This is a genomic window from Microcoleus sp. PH2017_09_SFU_O_A (assembly GCF_020738625.1).
Taxonomy (GTDB): Bacteria; Cyanobacteriota; Cyanobacteriia; order Cyanobacteriales; family Microcoleaceae; genus Microcoleus.
This window is the reverse complement of sequence record NZ_JAEQCF010000006.1, coordinates 152,574-167,055: the sequence shown is the minus strand read 5'-3', so window position 1 is coordinate 167,055 and position 14,482 is coordinate 152,574. Positions and strand designations below refer to the sequence as shown.

The window sequence follows — 14,482 nt, the reverse complement described above, 5'->3', positions numbered from 1 at the left end:
CATATGAATTAATCATTTGTCATTAGTTTTTGACCGATTTCTAATCTCCCGCGTGTCTTATTTTCTATGAACAAGTTACTGGTATTTGTTTTGTCTAAATCCCTCATAACTTTTGGGATAGTTTTGGCGATCGCTTATTCTGCTGCTTGTGTATTGCTATTTGTAGCGCAAGGTAAGTTTATCTTTTTTCCGGCGCGGGCGATCGAAACTACGCCAGATGATTTTAAGTTGAAATATCAAGATGTTTGGCTGCAAATTCCAGCTAAAACAGCGGCGCTGGAAATGGAAAGCGTACATGGGTGGTGGATTCCTGCCTCGGAAAACCCCCGCAAATTTCGGGGGGAAGTAAGAGAGGTGGTTCCACTTCAACCATCCCAAACCCCCCCCAGCCCCCCCTTGTTAAGGGGGGGAGTCAGAGAGGCTGTTCCTGTCCCCCCCCTTAACAAGGGGGGGTTAGGGGGGGTTCCGGTTCCCCCACTTCACAAGGGGAACTTAGGGCGGGTAGTTTTGTACCTGCACGGTAATGGTTCAAATGTGGGAGCAAATGTCGAACACGCTAATCGATTTCATGGCTTAGGTTTGTCAGTATTTCTGATCGATTATCGCGGTTATGGAAAAAGTCAGGGCGATTTTCCGAGCGAATCTCGGGTTTATGAGGATGTTGAACAGGCCTGGGATTATTTGGTGAAACAGCGGGGGATTAACCCAAATCAAATTTATATTTACGGTCATTCTTTGGGAGGGGCAATTGCGATCGATCTAGCAGTGCGGCACCCGGAGGCTGCGGGGTTAATTGTGGAGGGTTCTTTTACTTCGGTAAGGGCAATGGTAGACTTCCAAAAACCGCTATTTAGGGCGTTTCCGATAGATTTGTTGCTGGCGCAGCGGTTTGATTCTCTGTCAAAAGTCGATCGCCTGCAAATGCCGGTACTATTTATTCACGGGACTGCTGACACTGTAGTTCCAGCCGAAATGAGCCAAAAAATGTTTGATGCAGCACCCGAGCCCAAACAGCTTTACATGGTTCCCAATGGAGGACACAATAATGCGGCACAAATCGGCGGTGCAGAATATCTGCGGGTAGTGAGCAAATTTTTATTGTAGGGTGCGTCAGCTCATAGTGCGATCGTAAAAAAAGATAAAAAAGGGTACGTAGTTGCGCTTGGGCGCTCTTATCTTATATATATGAAAGAGCGCTGAAGCGCAACTACGTACCTAAAGATCGACACCTATAAACGGCTTACCAATTAATTCAACCTTAAAATATCTAACCACCAGTCATTGACGGCACGGCAGTAATTGCAGTAATTGTTCGAGCTAATCGGTTGTTGTTTTTTAACATCACAACCTCGCCGAGATATTTTGCGGTTCGGCATCCGGGCGCCGCAGAAATTAGCATCTGTAAAATTAGCTTTGTTCAATCTCGCATCGCTCAAATCTGCCCCTCTGAGGTCAGCACCGCTGAGATTTGCACCGCTTAAATCAGCTTCTTTGAGGTCAGCACCGCTGAGGTTTGCCCCAGTAAAATCGGCGTTTCTCAGGTCACTTCGACTTAGTTTAGCTGCGATCAAATTACTGCATTTTAAGTTAGCCAACTGGAGAGTTGCGTCGAGCAGAGAACTCTCGCTGAGATTGGCATTTTCTAAGTTTGCTCCCCTGATGTCTGCCCTGCTCATGTCGGCTTTGCTGAGGTCGGCATCGATTAAAAAGGCATTTCTCATGTTGGCGTTATTTAAATTAGCTTCCATTAAATCCGCCGCAGTCAAATCCGCATCTACTAAGTCGGCCCTGCTGAGAGTGGCGCGACTCAAGGAAGCGCCAAACAAATCTGCACGGCTCAAGGAAGCGCCAAATAAGTCGCATCCGGGACATCCTCTTGTTGCTAGCAGCCGCTTGATTAGAGGCAGATTTTGAGCTTGTAAGGGAACTGCTGCGCCAAATGGGAGTAGCAGAATCACTGCTGCCAGAATTGTCAGTTTAATTTTTGTCATCAGGTGTTGCGCGTTTAAATTGTATATGTCAATTACCTATTACCTAGTTGTCAAATCATCTCCTCATCAGACTTTCTCCCTGGATCTCTCCCCTCTGCCGGAATCTCCTCGAACATAACAGACTATGTAGATGCAAGCAAAGCTTAGTCCGGGTAATTCATCTAACTGCGTTTTATCGCCTAGTTTTCTCCTGGAATAACGCGCGCGGGGCTAAAAACAGGGTTTATTGCTAGATTTTTCGCTGTCAAATCCAATATTTTTAGCAGAAACGGCCTCAAGCGAATTTCGACCTGTGGTACCCGCCACGTGATTTATCCGTGGAATCAATCCCAAATCGAAAATCGAAAATCCTCTCTTCCCCCGAATTTATCCGTAGGGTCGCCTCTAAAATCTAAAATCTAAAATCTAAAATCTAAAATCGATTGACGTGGCACGCCGGTGTGAGGTTGGCGGACGATCGCCTTTGCGGATATTACTTACTCCTTTAGGATGAGAGCGATTACCTCAAATCGGCTTTGCAGGCTACCGGCGAGCCACCGTTGGCAGTGGCTCAATGCCTTGTATTTTGTAGCTGGCGACGGCTGGGGTAAATGAGCTCCGGCAGTGATTCGGTAATTTCTGGTGGATGCAGGCGGATTGTGCTACGGGGGCGATCGCTCTCCGTACAGGCGATCGGTAAATAAGCCAATTGGCTTAGACTCTTAAGACATATTGCTGATGCGATGCCTTCTACAAAAAAGATAGCATTTTGGTATGAACGCCGAAATTATACTGAATAAGCAAGTATAAAAAACGACAAAGTGTGTCGGCGGGTGTGAAAAATGGGTACAACTAATACTTTCAGACGAGGAAAATCAATGTCGAACAGCATAGATCAACTGGCAGAAGGCGGCAGAGGCATCAAACTCATGTGGCAGATTGCAGACGAGCTGAGTTACACCCGGACTCTTGACGGTCGAAATTGTTTGTCGCTGAGCAAAAGTTACGAAGTAGAAAGTCGCTCGCGATCGCAAAATATAAAAAAGGCTAGCGTTTTAGATGGGTTAATGAATTTGTTAAAGAAGTGGGATTGGCAAGATGACATTGAGCAGGAAGCAGAACTGAATGAAAGTTCTTTGAAAAACATCAGCCTGCAAGTCAACACAGATATGAATGCTTTAACTAAAGTTTTGGACTGGTTGGAGCAGTTGCAAGATGTATCGATCCCCAATGAGGTTTGGTTCCAATTACAGCTAGCTTTAGCTGAAGGTTTTACTAATGCAGTTCGTCACGCTCACAAAAATCTGCCCGCAGAAACTCCTATTCAACTGCAAATTACGGTATGTAGCGGACACTGGCAATTCAAACTTTGGGATTGTGGGCCGCGTTTTAATTTTGATGCTAAGCTCGAAGAAATTATCGCAACAGATAGAAAACGCTTTGCTGATTTAGAGGTTTTGAGCGATACTTGCTTGATACCTAGCAGACCGACAACTTTGGAAATGTCTCAGTTTCGGATTGCTGGGTAAAGTAACAATTAACAGACTGGCACGGTTGAAAATGTGTTATACTAATAACGGTGTTAGGGGAAGAGTTACGGGTTGTGTCTCCGCGCGGGTCAGGGGTTTTTAATACTAGCGACCTGCTGCGGAGAAGGTTAAAAGCTATGGGCTTGGGTGAGTCTCTAGCAGTTCGACAAAAATGGGTTCCTTTGTTAAATTAGACATGAAAAATTCACCACAAAAAGTTAAAATTTATTCACATTAATTTTTAATTTTTTAATCTATGATGGTATCTGGTCGCTCACCAAATACTAATGATTTCCAAAGAAAGTTTATTTGTGCTGTCTCTATTTCCCTACTTGGGTTTTCTCTGGTTTTTGACGAAATCTGGAAAAACTCCTCGTTTAGCTCTGATGGGATTTTACGGCACTCTCGTGTTTGTGGGTGTGACTATTCCCGCAGCAATTTATGCAAAAGTTGCCTACAATGAGTCGCTAGCAAATGTCGATTGGCTCCACGGTTCTGCGGAACTATTCTTGACACTTGCCAATATTTTAGTAGTTTTAGGCTTTCGGGAAGCGGTGATTAAAGCCAAAGCATCCTCACAGAATGGTGGCGAAAAGCAAGAATCTCTTGCAGACGGGGGAATTGATTAAGACTTTGAGCGGCCATTCTGACGCGGTGATTTCGGTGGCTATCAGTCCCGATCGCGAAACTATGGCTAGCGGCAGTCGAGATGGTACTGTTAAAGTCTGGAACTTGCAAACAGGCGAATGTTTGTGCAGCCTAGTTGGGTGCAATCCGGTGGCTTTTAGTCCTGACGGTCAAACTTTAGTCACCGGTGGGGATGGGGCCCAAATGTTAGTTTGGCAGGCGTTTGTTTAGTTGGGCGAGATAGCTGAGATACTGGGAAATGCGATCGACATCTGCGTCAAGCAAGCGATTGGCCCAAGAATATATCTTAAGTTGCGATCGCATTTCCCGAAATATTGCAGCATCCCCGCGACTGTCGAGAGGGAAAACCGAAGCATCAAATCCCGCCGACTTGAGACGGCTAACAGCGCCATCGCCATCTTGTACCCACAATTGACGCTTGATGCGAAGAGGTTGACAGCAATATTCACCGACAACGATTCCCCCCACCGAAACGCTAGCATCCTCTCCACGATTGGAAAGTTCTTGCAAAATAGCTTTCAGAGAATTGAGGTTTTTGACATCTTGCACCTGCGGCGGTGTAAACTTGACAATCACCATTTCTGTAACTTCCACTGGTTTAGTCGATCGTCCAAAGTTGACCGGTTGATTCGCCCAAGAATTTTGTATTTCCGATGGCGCCACCCAAGAATTTTGCGTTTCCGATGGCGCCACCCAAGAATTTTGTATTTCCGATGGCGCCACCCAAGAATTTTGTATTTCCGATGGCGCCGCCCAAGAATTTTGTGTTTCCGGTAGTGGGATCTCGATTTCCTCTGTAACCTCTGGTGTTTCTACAGGCTTTGCAGTATCTACAATTATCTGAATTTCCTCACCATCCTTCTCAATTTTCCCGCTAATCAGTAATACAGCATTCTCTATAATATGCGGTTTTAATTGTTCGTAAGCCTTCGGAAACACAACAGCTTTGATTTGATGTGTCAAATCTTCTAATTGCAAAATTGCCATCGCATCGCCTTTTTTCGTCACTACCAGTTTGATAGCGTTGAGCATGACAATAACCGATACTTTACCCTTTTTCTCGGCTAACTGTGCGAGAGTCACAACATCTGGATCTTGATTAGATTGAAGCAGAAACTTGAGGGGATGATCTGATACATAAAAACCCAGCAATTCTTTTTCTAAACGCAATTTTTCCTGTGTGTCAAAATCTTTCACAGTTTTTGATTTTGGCGCAGATTCATACTTATTCGCCGACTTCCCAAAGCTAGTATCTCCTAACAAGTCAAAGAGATTACCTTGACCAGTTTCTCGGTCTTTTTTGCGGTCTTGCGCCCATTTCATAACCCCTTCCAAGTCGTTTACTAATTGCTGGCGGTTGGGTGCGATTTTGTCAAAAGCACCACAGTGAATCAAGGCTTCTAGGGCGCGGCGGTTGACAGAATGTAGATTTACGCGATCGCACAAATCTGGTAAAGAATTAAAATCACCCCCTGACCTGCGCGCCTCCAAAATATTTTCAATAGCCCCCTCACCAACATTTTTAACCGCCGAAATTCCAAACAAAATTTTATGTTTTTCCGCCTTTGTCATCTCCATCGGCAATGGCGTAAAAGTAAGTTCAGAACCATTAATATCAGGTGGTTCAACATCAATCTTCAGCTTGATACAATTAGCAATATATCTCTGTACCTTCTCCTGGTCGCCTCTGTTAGCAGTCAGCAGTGCAGCCATGTATTCTACAGGAAAATTTGCTTTTAAATAAGCAGTTTGATAAGTGATATAGGCATAGGCCATTGAATGGGATTTATTAAAGCAATTAGATGCCACCAGACTATTTTCTAGTGTAAAATTATGATCTCTTTCAACGCCAATGTCATATACTTCTTGAGTTCCTAGTGATTTTCTACTAATGATTTTAACCATGTTTGTAACTCCTGAGAATATCTTCAATTTTAGTCTTTTTTCGTTGTAAACCTAATCTGGGATACTGATACACAAAATCATAGAATGCTTGTATATTTTTCCGACTAAATATTCTCCAATAATAAACTTTTTTAAATTGATGCTCTTGTACAGAACCCATGCCTAAGTGCCTTGTTAGTTCGCAGGGAAATTTAAAGGAACTAACAATGCAGACTAAACCGCCACTCCTACCTTTGTTTGCATAAGCACAACCGTCACCATCAAAGTACCCTAACACATAAGACGCTAAATATTTGGAGTTAGGAAAATAGGTAACTTCTGAAAAAGTCCTTCCTGTTATGATGCCGTAGCCCTGTAAAGAGCTTGCCAGTTTTTCAGAAGAAAAATTTATTCGGTAGTGAGGAGCATAATTTTGAGGCTGAACAATTCTAATTTCACCAGAGTATTGTAGCTCTATGCTGAGCATTTCTGTGAGTTCTTTGTCAATTGATTCAAAAGCTACATAATTAGTTTGAGTAACGCAGCCATCAGCAGCTAGCAATCCTAACAAATAGGCTTTAGCTTGAGAGTCAATTATATCAAAATAGCTTTCATTTAAAGTATAGCGGTTTCGTCGCTTAGTATTAATGTCAGCTTCTTTTAAAACTCTTGAAACTGCTCTCTCGCTTACCCCAAGGTAGTTAGGGATTTCTCGACACTCCATGCCTTGGTTAAAAGCTAAAATGATTTGTTCCTTGTGTTCTGATTTTAGTTTCCTATAGTCTATATACATTTTATAGATGTGAGCTAGAGTTGATTTGTTTTAAGTCTAATCCTTTTTCAAAGATTTCGTCAATAGGTAGCATTTGACCGTCAAAAGTCATAAACTTGTGATCTTTTGTCGCGCGAATTATCGAGCCATCTTCCAGACAATACTCAAAGACCTCCTGCTGACCTCGGCGATGCCACTGTGCAATTGGCTGTGTATAAATATGGCCATTATTATCAACACTGTAAACGGTACATTCAATTTCTTCCTCGACAATTTTACCAATAGCCATCGGCCCATATTCCATAGTCAATATCTTCGTGTCATAGCTCAAACAATATTCCGCGAATTGAAGCATCTGTCCGAACAACTCTTCGGCAACTCTTTGAGCGACACCATTCTTAGTTGCGCCATCAATAAATGTTTCCTTTTGCTTCTGCATTTCATCAGCCTTCTTCTTGCCCATTGCGCGGCGCAGCAAGTCAGCTTGACCTAAAGAATAGCCCGCCAAATCTTGAGCCATCCGCATAATTTGCTCTTGGAAACAAAGCGTTCCATAAGTCTCTTTTAAAATTGGTTCTAACAGCGGATGGTCGTATTTAACGACTTCTCTACCATGTTTGCGATCGATAAATTGTGGAATCAAACCAGCATCCAGCGGGCCGGGACGATAAAGCGCCAGAATAGAAGAAATATCATCCAGACAAGAAGGTTTGATTTTTTTTACTACATCCAGCATCCCAGAAGATTCTAGCTGAAAAATACCTTCTAAATCTCCTTTTTCTAATAGTTGATAAGTCTTTGCTACATCACCGGGTAACTTGTTGTTCCTAGTAAATGTCTCTTGAGCTCTGCGTTCTATGTCAGAAGGTAAGCCTTCAGCATTGATAGTTATATCTTGAGTTTGCTTAACATAATCAACAGTTTTTTGGAGAGTCGTTAAATTTTTGAGTCCCAGAAAGTCCATTTTGAGTAACCCCAAAAATTCCAAGTCTTCCATAAAATATTGGGTGATTACAGCACCATTTTCATTTTTTTGCAGGGGCACAATTTCATCAAGGGGGATGGAAGAAATCACCACACCGGCGGCATGAACACCATAGGTTTTGTTAGTTCCTTCAATGCGAATTGCCATGTCAATCCACTGACGCACTGGGACTTCGGTGCCAGTTTCGGCATTAGTACAAATAGTATTTTCGTAGTTGGTTTTAAATTCCTGTGCCGGTGTTGCATCGGAAATCATTACTTTGAGTTTTTCCGGTTTCCCCCGCGATACTGGAATCATTTTCGCCATCTCATCGGCTTTTTTGTAGGGAATACCTAAAACTCTGGCAACATCTTTCAAAACAGCTTTTGATGTCATCCTGTTGAAGGTAATAATTTGCGCTACGCGGTCTGTACCATATTTGTCTGTAACATATTTAATCATATCGTCCCGTCTTTCGATGCAGAAATCGCTATCAATATCTGGCATCGATTTGCGTTCGGGATTGAGAAATCTCTCGAATAGCAATCCGTGGTGTACCGGGTCTATGTTGGTAATATTGAGGACATAAGCAACTAAAGAACCTGCCGCAGAACCACGTCCTGGCCCGACGGGAATATTGTTGTCTCTAGCATATTTCATGTAGTCCCAAACCACTAAAAAATATTCAGAGAAACCCATCTGCTGAATCATTTTTAGCTCATATTCTAGTCTTTGTTTGTAGACTGGGGGGATTTCATTTCTGGTACGGGCTTTGAGTCTTTCTAATAATCCTAGCCAAGATATTTCTTCTACATAGGTATCGGCGGTATGTTCTGGGGGAATTGGGATTGTGGGAATCCGAGCTTCTCCTGTTAGATCGTATCTTGATACTTTGTTTGCTACTTCTAGGGTGGTTTCGATCGCCTCTTCGATCGTTTCATCATCCAAATGGTCTCGAAATAGTTGCGCCATCTCCATAGCAGACTTCAGATATTCTGTGCCGCTGTAGCGCATCCGCTTTTCTTCTTCAATCAGTTTGTTGGTGTTGATGCACAACAAAGCATCGTGAGCTTCTACGTCGTTGCAGGAAATATAGTGAGAATCATTGGTGGCAATTATTTTAATATTGAATTCGCGGGCAATTTTGACGATTTCAACATTAACCATGCGGTCTTCTTGGGAACCGTGGTCTTGAATTTCTATATAATAGTCTTCTCCAAATACTTCTTTATACCATTTGGCAACTTCGCGGGCAGTATCTAGCTTGTTTTGCAGAATCATTTGGGGAACTTCGCCACCCAAACAAGCGCTGGTAACAATGAGACCTTCGGAGTATTGTTTGAGGAGTTCTTTGTTGATGCAAGGACGGGCAAAAATACCTCTTTCGGGCATTCCTTTTAAATGGGAAATTGTGGTAAGCTTTACTAAGTTTTTATAACCTTGCGTATTTTTAGCTAAGACAACTTGATGGTATTTTCTTCTACCTCGAACTTTGACTTCGATGTCGCCGTTGACGACGTACATTTCATTGCCAATGATGGGCTTGATATTTTTATTTCGACAAACTTTGATTAGCTCGATCGCACCATACATCACGCCGTGGTCTGTAAGGGCGATCGCGGGCATCCCCAATTCCACCGCCCGTTCAGCTAGCTGCTGTAGCTGAGATGCCCCGTCTAGCAGGCTGTAATCGCTGTGAATGTGCAAACCAACGAAAGACATAGCGATTTTATATTGTAGATTTTAGATTTTAAATCTTACACCATTGGCGTGTCAAAGGATAAAATAAAAAACAAAGCTTATTATCACTTTTAAGATAATTTAGGGTGGGGGGTATGACACCATAATACATCAGTTTGCTGTGGTATGGATGATAGAATGGGTAAGTTGTTGTCGATCGCGATGGCTACGCCCTGGCTTACGCCTACGCACTTTTACAAACTTGCTTGTTCCAAATAACCCTCCAAATCTTTAATACGTTCTTTTGTGACTCTGGCTCTGCAATAACCGTAGATAGAAGGAGCCACGCTACCACCCTCAAAGTAACCTGCTTCATAATCGCAAGATTCATCTCTAAACTTGAGCCAACTTCGCTGTGCGACTATCAATCTCTGCTTTTGTTTGCTGTTGAGTTTTGGTTGAAGTTGCTGATATACTTGATTGAGTTTTTTGTCTGCTGCCTGAAACTCTTGGCTGGAACACACATTCTGATCCAGTGTCGTTTGAGGACTTTTACAGTTAGGTTGTTGGGCGAGTATTAAGGATGTATTACTAGCTTGACTGGGAAGTAAAGATGTGGCTGTCAATAACAGTGAACTAGCTGCCAATGTTGTCCAAACAATGCTATTTTTCAAGGATTTTTCTCCTTAGTTTGTTAGTAATGACTGATTTCCTATCAACTATCAACTGTCAACTGTCAACTGTCAACTGACTGCTGAGCCGATCGCCAAATCCACCAAGCAGCCGCCCACAGAGTAAAATTACCGATGACAGTCATCGCAGCTTGCAGGGTAACAATCCATTCTAGGGCTGGGGAGTTGTCGAAAAAGTGCCACGTACAGGCGCACATAGCGCTGACAAGGGCGGGCAGCATTCCGACAGAAAGGCCCCACCAAGCTCGGTTTTTAGTGACTTCGCCGTAAGTCCAAATTAACCAGATGGCGGCAATCCACTCGACGACACTAGAGACATGAATAATCCAGGTTGGAATTGACAAAGCGTGCATTTTTTGTATTGTGAAGGAAGATGTGTGACAGTTGGCAGTTGGCAGTTGGCAGTTGGCAGTTGACAGTTGGCAGTTGACAGTTCACCGTTACATTAGTGCTGTCCGCCGCTCGCTAACTTCGTGATTTGACAACTTGCCTGGTCGCTTAGAAAAGGGTTGACATTTACACCATTTATGGTAGCAGGTTTGCGGTGCTATTCATGAAGTTATTTGTGCGAAGAGCGATCGGGCGGTTGCGATATTTTGTTGTTTTAAAAAAGAATCTTTTGGTAACAATAATTAGGTATTGTAATAGTTATATTCGATTCCAAACAAAGAGTAGAAATGCGAGCAATTTTGTGCGGCTATTATGGTAAAGGCAACGGTGGCGACGAGGCGCTGTTGGCTTCGCTACTGCAAATGTTACCAGATGGGGTGACGCCGATCGTCCTTTCTGGCAATCCCGTCGAGACAAATCAGCGGTACGGAGTAGCTGCGCGCGATCGCATGAATGCGTTTGGTGTCCTCGATACACTCCGCAGCGCTGACGCCCTAATCTGGGGTGGCGGTAGTTTAATCCAAGACAGTACCAGCCTTGTCAGCCCTTTTTACTATGGTGGCTTGATGGGATTAGCGCAGCAGATGGGCTTAAAAACTGTTGCTTGGGCCCAGGGAATTGGCCCTTTAAATCGTGAGATTACTCGTAAATTATCTCAGCGGTGTTTTGGTGGATGCACAGCCGTCAGCGTGCGCGATAAAGGCTCAGCTACCATACTTGCAGATTGGCAAATTCCCTTTACATTAGCGCCCGATCCAGTGTGGGCTTTGGAAAATTCCCCCGTCTCCGGTTTGTGGGATTTGCCGTCGCCGAGAGTTGCGGTTTGTTTGCGATCGCACTCTACACTAACACCCGCCCGTTTGTCAATCCTAACTCAAGCTTTAGTTGACTTTCAAAAAGCCACTCGCACCTTAATTTTGCTGCTGCCTTTCCAAGCTTCCCACGACTTAGAAATTGCCAAACATTTGCACGAAGCGCTGCCGAAAAGGAGCCGCATCCTTAGTTTAGACGATCCGAGAAAGTTGAAAGGAGTGTTCCGGGGAGTCGAAATGGCGATCGGGATGCGCTACCACAGTTTAATTATGGCAGCATCCGAAGAATGTCGCTGTTTTGCCCTCAGCTACGATCCCAAAGTTAGCCAATTGATGGACGAGTTAGAAATGCCGGGATACTTATTATCAGAATTGCCCGAAGATCCCTATTTAATCAGCAAAACCTGGATGGATCACTATGCCAACGGCGCCGCACTATCGCCAGACAGGATAAAATTTATTGTAGGGCGATCGCTCTTTCATAAGGAAGTATTGCAAACCGCACTCCAGCAGTCTCAGTAAACAGTTGATAGTTGACAGTTGACAGTTGACAGTTTACCTGGAACAGCACAGTTTTGATGGCGGGGAGGCTGAATCTATTTTTTGCTAAGAGGTAAAATATTATGACAGTAAGTACAGCCGACATAAAAATTACCTGGGAAAAATTGCCAGACGATTTCATCTTAGACGAGGAACCAGTGGAAAATATCGACCAACCATTACTCGCCGCCGCCCTGCGCGAAATCCTAGAAATTGCCGGACTATTGTTAGAGGGAATCTTAGTTGCGCCGAATATGTGTGTGTGCGCGACATTAAACGACAAGCTAGTTACCAAAGCGCCAGATTGGTTTTATGCCCGCAACGTACAACCGCTTGCTGCCCCCGAAATTCGCCGCAGTTACACCCCAAACTTAGAAGGAGAAATCCCGGATATCGCGCTGGAGTTTTTATCAGCTAATCAGTACGACGAATATTCAAGTAAACCAACTTTTCCCCCGGGAAAATGGTTTTTTTACGAGCAAATGCTGCGAGTACCAATCTATGGTATTTTTGAGCCTGCGGCAGGATTGCTAGAAGTGTATCGGTTGAATTCATCAGGAAGATATGAAGCACAGCAGCCGGATGCAAACAATCATTATTGGATAGAAGGAGTTGGGTTATTTCTAGGCGTTTGGCAGGGAACAAAGGCTGAAAGAACCGGATATTGGTTGCGCTGGTGGGATGAAAGCGGACAGATGTTATTGTGGGGTGCAGAGATGGTGGAAAGGGAAAGACAGCGAGCCGATCGACTAGCCGCACAATTAAGAGCAGCAGGCATTGAACCAGAAGCTTGATACAATAATTAGAAATGAAAAATCCTAAGACAGCGATTTTTCATTTCTAAAAATATCTGCGTTAATCAACGTTAATCTGCCCGCATCAGCGGTTAAAAATTACATTCAGGAGACAGCAAAATTGGCAAGAGTTAGAGTTCGGGAACACGTAAATCCCCTATCGATGAGATATCAAACATCCGCCAGTCCCCCAGATTGGACGAAAATATATAGCGACTTAAATTTGCCACTGCATTTAGATATCGGCTGCGCCAGAGGCAGGTTTTTGTGGCATATGGCGCAAGCACAAGCTGATTGGAATTTTCTCGGATTAGAAATTCGGGAACCTCTGGTAGACGAGGCAAATCTTTGGCGGGACGAAAAAGGCTTGACAAATCTGCACTATTTGTTTTGTAATGCGAATAGTTCTCTCAAGCCTATTTTAGAAACACTTCCCGCTGGTACTTTGCAGCGAGTTAGCATTCAATTTCCCGATCCGTGGTTCAAGAAAAAGCACCACAAGCGGCGGGTGGTACAGCAGGAATTAGTCGGCGAGTTGGCGACTTATCTGGCTGTTGGCGGCGAAGTGTTTATTCAATCGGATATTGAGGAAGTAGAAGTCGAAATGTGCGATCGCTTTTCATCTCATCCTAGCTTTAAACGCACAAATAACGGTGAATGGTTAGCAGAAAATCCCATGCCTGTAGCCACTGAAAGAGAAATTGCTACTCTCAAACGCGGGGAACCAGTTTATCGCGCAGTGTTTCAAACATAAAACGTATTGTTTCACCAATAAAGCCCGCCGAATTAATTGCGATGTTTCACAAATAAAGCCCGCCGAATAGAATTCGGGGCTACACAAACAATGTCCGCGGAGGTGGACTGAAGATAAGAGTATCAATAAAAGCTGATTTGGTGTTTGAGATCGTATCAAATTCATTAAAAATTACATTAAACCTCTTGCAAAAATCCTTTTAACCAAATTTTGGGACGGGCTAGAAGCCCATCCCACAAGAAAAAAGATTGTTGTGGGATGGCTTTGAGCATCGTCCTAACTATTTTTGCAAGAGGTCTATTTTATACTATTTCTTTAAATTGGCATTTATCTCTTTTATTGAGTCCGTGGAGGCGGACATTGTTTGTATAGGCGCGAATTCTATTCGCCCGGATTATTCTGTTTATTTTAACCCGGAATTTGGGGAGGTTCGGGGTTTGTTGGTTTCGACTTGTTTGTCGATCGCACTTCTGTAACTATCCACCACATGATTCGGCATCACATCCCCATTAGGCGCCAAAAAAGCCCACTCCTCACCCACGTGCACATATTCAGTCTTAAAGAACACCGTAAAAGGCACCAGCGTAATAGCATCCGCCAAATTTACCACTCGATAGCTGTTCGGTACAACTCGATTGTGCTCCCTCGCAAACACCGGATCGCCCACCCTCGGACTGCCATAAGTATACAACTGCACCTGCTTTTTCAACCGAGGAACATTCACCGCAATGTCGATCGCAGCCAAAGTCGCGATCGCAGCACCCAAACTGTGGCCCGATAGATAGCAAGGAACCGACGGATTCAGCTTTTTGGCAATGTCCAGCGTTTGAGTGGCAATATTGCTGTAGATGGTTGAAAAACCGGGATGAATTGTACCGTAGGACTTACTGAAAACCTTACTTTCTTTTGTAGCGTAGGCAGGTAATTTTTGCTGGAATATACTTGGTCATACACTAACTCTAAATATCAATATAGCGGTTCTCAAAAAAGTCAGGTACGTTGTTGGGCTTTAGCCCTCTTATGTGTATAATATAGTAACCGAAGTCGCATGAA

General features: G+C 43.7%; 14 protein-coding genes. 7 read left to right on the top strand and 7 right to left on the bottom strand.

What is annotated here, in order from left to right; translation table 11 throughout:
* Positions 1-66: 66 nt before the first annotated feature.
* Complete coding sequence (locus tag JGK16_RS04310; RefSeq protein ID WP_293189637.1) at positions 67-1,104, top strand: alpha/beta fold hydrolase; 1,038 nt, start codon at positions 67-69, stop codon at positions 1,102-1,104.
* A gap of 143 nt (positions 1,105-1,247) precedes the next feature.
* Here JGK16_RS04310 and JGK16_RS04305 read toward each other — a convergent pair whose 3' ends face one another.
* Positions 1,248-1,991: a pentapeptide repeat-containing protein gene (locus JGK16_RS04305; RefSeq protein ID WP_293174876.1), complete on the bottom strand. Its 744-nt coding sequence runs from the start codon at positions 1,989-1,991 to the stop codon at positions 1,248-1,250.
* A gap of 857 nt (positions 1,992-2,848) precedes the next feature.
* Here JGK16_RS04305 and JGK16_RS04300 point away from each other — a divergent pair.
* The 3 genes from JGK16_RS04300 to JGK16_RS04290 all read left to right on the top strand — a co-directional run bounded on the left by JGK16_RS04300 (position 2,849) and on the right by JGK16_RS04290 (position 4,357).
* Positions 2,849-3,499, top strand: a complete 651-nt coding sequence (locus JGK16_RS04300) for an ATP-binding protein (protein WP_293189639.1) — start codon at positions 2,849-2,851, stop codon at positions 3,497-3,499.
* A gap of 287 nt (positions 3,500-3,786) precedes the next feature.
* Positions 3,787-4,128 (top strand): DUF3593 domain-containing protein, encoded by a 342-nt coding sequence (locus JGK16_RS04295; protein WP_293189641.1) that lies wholly within the window; start codon positions 3,787-3,789, stop codon positions 4,126-4,128.
* Entirely contained in the window at positions 4,121-4,357 is a 237-nt protein-coding gene (locus JGK16_RS04290; protein ID WP_293174868.1) for a hypothetical protein, read from the top strand. The genes JGK16_RS04295 and JGK16_RS04290 overlap by 8 nt, the downstream gene beginning before the upstream one ends.
* On the opposite strand, the gene JGK16_RS04285 is transcribed toward JGK16_RS04290, so the two are convergent.
* The 5 genes from JGK16_RS04285 to JGK16_RS04265 form a co-directional block, all read right to left on the bottom strand.
* On the bottom strand, positions 4,334-6,052 hold the full coding sequence (locus tag JGK16_RS04285) for an OB-fold nucleic acid binding domain-containing protein (RefSeq protein WP_293174865.1): 1,719 nt from the start codon (positions 6,050-6,052) through the stop codon (positions 4,334-4,336). The genes JGK16_RS04290 and JGK16_RS04285 overlap by 24 nt on opposite strands.
* Positions 6,045-6,824: an endonuclease gene (locus tag JGK16_RS04280; protein WP_293189643.1), complete on the bottom strand. Its 780-nt coding sequence runs from the start codon at positions 6,822-6,824 to the stop codon at positions 6,045-6,047. Before JGK16_RS04280 ends, JGK16_RS04285 begins: the two co-directional genes overlap by 8 nt.
* Position 6,825: 1 nt before the next feature.
* Positions 6,826-9,489 (bottom strand): DNA polymerase III subunit alpha, encoded by a 2,664-nt coding sequence (locus tag JGK16_RS04275; protein ID WP_293174859.1) that lies wholly within the window; start codon positions 9,487-9,489, stop codon positions 6,826-6,828.
* Positions 9,490-9,701: 212 nt separating this feature from the next.
* Positions 9,702-10,121 carry a lysozyme inhibitor LprI family protein gene (locus JGK16_RS04270; RefSeq protein ID WP_293174856.1) on the bottom strand — a complete coding sequence of 140 codons (420 nt, stop codon included), beginning with the start codon at positions 10,119-10,121 and terminating at the stop codon, positions 9,702-9,704.
* A 62-nt stretch (positions 10,122-10,183) separates the two neighbouring features.
* A complete protein-coding gene (locus JGK16_RS04265) occupies positions 10,184-10,492 on the bottom strand; it encodes a DUF2499 domain-containing protein (protein ID WP_293174853.1) in 309 nt (102 codons plus the stop codon).
* A 324-nt stretch (positions 10,493-10,816) separates the two neighbouring features.
* Here JGK16_RS04265 and csaB point away from each other — a divergent pair, with 324 nt between their 5' ends.
* The 3 genes from csaB (at position 10,817) to trmB (ending at position 13,429) form a co-directional block, all read left to right on the top strand.
* Positions 10,817-11,863, top strand: coding sequence for a polysaccharide pyruvyl transferase CsaB (gene csaB / locus JGK16_RS04260; RefSeq protein WP_293174850.1), 1,047 nt, complete (start codon positions 10,817-10,819; stop codon positions 11,861-11,863).
* A 101-nt stretch (positions 11,864-11,964) separates the two neighbouring features.
* The gene (locus tag JGK16_RS04255; RefSeq protein ID WP_293174847.1) at positions 11,965-12,675 is read left to right on the top strand and encodes a Uma2 family endonuclease; all 711 of its coding nucleotides are present in this window, start codon (positions 11,965-11,967) and stop codon (positions 12,673-12,675) included.
* Between the two features lie 121 nt (positions 12,676-12,796).
* Complete coding sequence (trmB, locus tag JGK16_RS04250) at positions 12,797-13,429, top strand: tRNA (guanosine(46)-N7)-methyltransferase TrmB (RefSeq protein ID WP_293174844.1); 633 nt, start codon at positions 12,797-12,799, stop codon at positions 13,427-13,429.
* A 403-nt stretch (positions 13,430-13,832) separates the two neighbouring features.
* Here trmB and JGK16_RS04245 read toward each other — a convergent pair whose 3' ends face one another.
* Positions 13,833-14,369 carry a lipase family protein gene (locus JGK16_RS04245; RefSeq protein WP_293175002.1) on the bottom strand — a complete coding sequence of 179 codons (537 nt, stop codon included), beginning with the start codon at positions 14,367-14,369 and terminating at the stop codon, positions 13,833-13,835.
* Positions 14,370-14,482 lie beyond the last annotated feature (113 nt).

Bases quoted from the DNA above. Each gene is read 5' to 3' on its own strand.
- JGK16_RS04280 (WP_293189643.1), bottom strand. From the start codon at position 6,824: ATGTATATAGACTATAGGAAACTAAAATCAGAACACAAGGAACAAATC.
- JGK16_RS04305 (WP_293174876.1), bottom strand. From the start codon at position 1,991: ATGACAAAAATTAAACTGACAATTCTGGCAGCAGTGATTCTGCTACTC.
- JGK16_RS04275 (WP_293174859.1), bottom strand. From the start codon at position 9,489: ATGTCTTTCGTTGGTTTGCACATTCACAGCGATTACAGCCTGCTAGAC.
- JGK16_RS04285 (WP_293174865.1), bottom strand. From the start codon at position 6,052: ATGGTTAAAATCATTAGTAGAAAATCACTAGGAACTCAAGAAGTATAT.
- JGK16_RS04295 (WP_293189641.1), top strand. From the start codon at position 3,787: ATGATTTCCAAAGAAAGTTTATTTGTGCTGTCTCTATTTCCCTACTTG.
- csaB (WP_293174850.1), top strand. From the start codon at position 10,817: ATGCGAGCAATTTTGTGCGGCTATTATGGTAAAGGCAACGGTGGCGAC.
- JGK16_RS04255 (WP_293174847.1), top strand. From the start codon at position 11,965: ATGACAGTAAGTACAGCCGACATAAAAATTACCTGGGAAAAATTGCCA.
- JGK16_RS04310 (WP_293189637.1), top strand. From the start codon at position 67: ATGAACAAGTTACTGGTATTTGTTTTGTCTAAATCCCTCATAACTTTT.
- JGK16_RS04265 (WP_293174853.1), bottom strand. From the start codon at position 10,492: ATGCACGCTTTGTCAATTCCAACCTGGATTATTCATGTCTCTAGTGTC.
- JGK16_RS04300 (WP_293189639.1), top strand. From the start codon at position 2,849: ATGTCGAACAGCATAGATCAACTGGCAGAAGGCGGCAGAGGCATCAAA.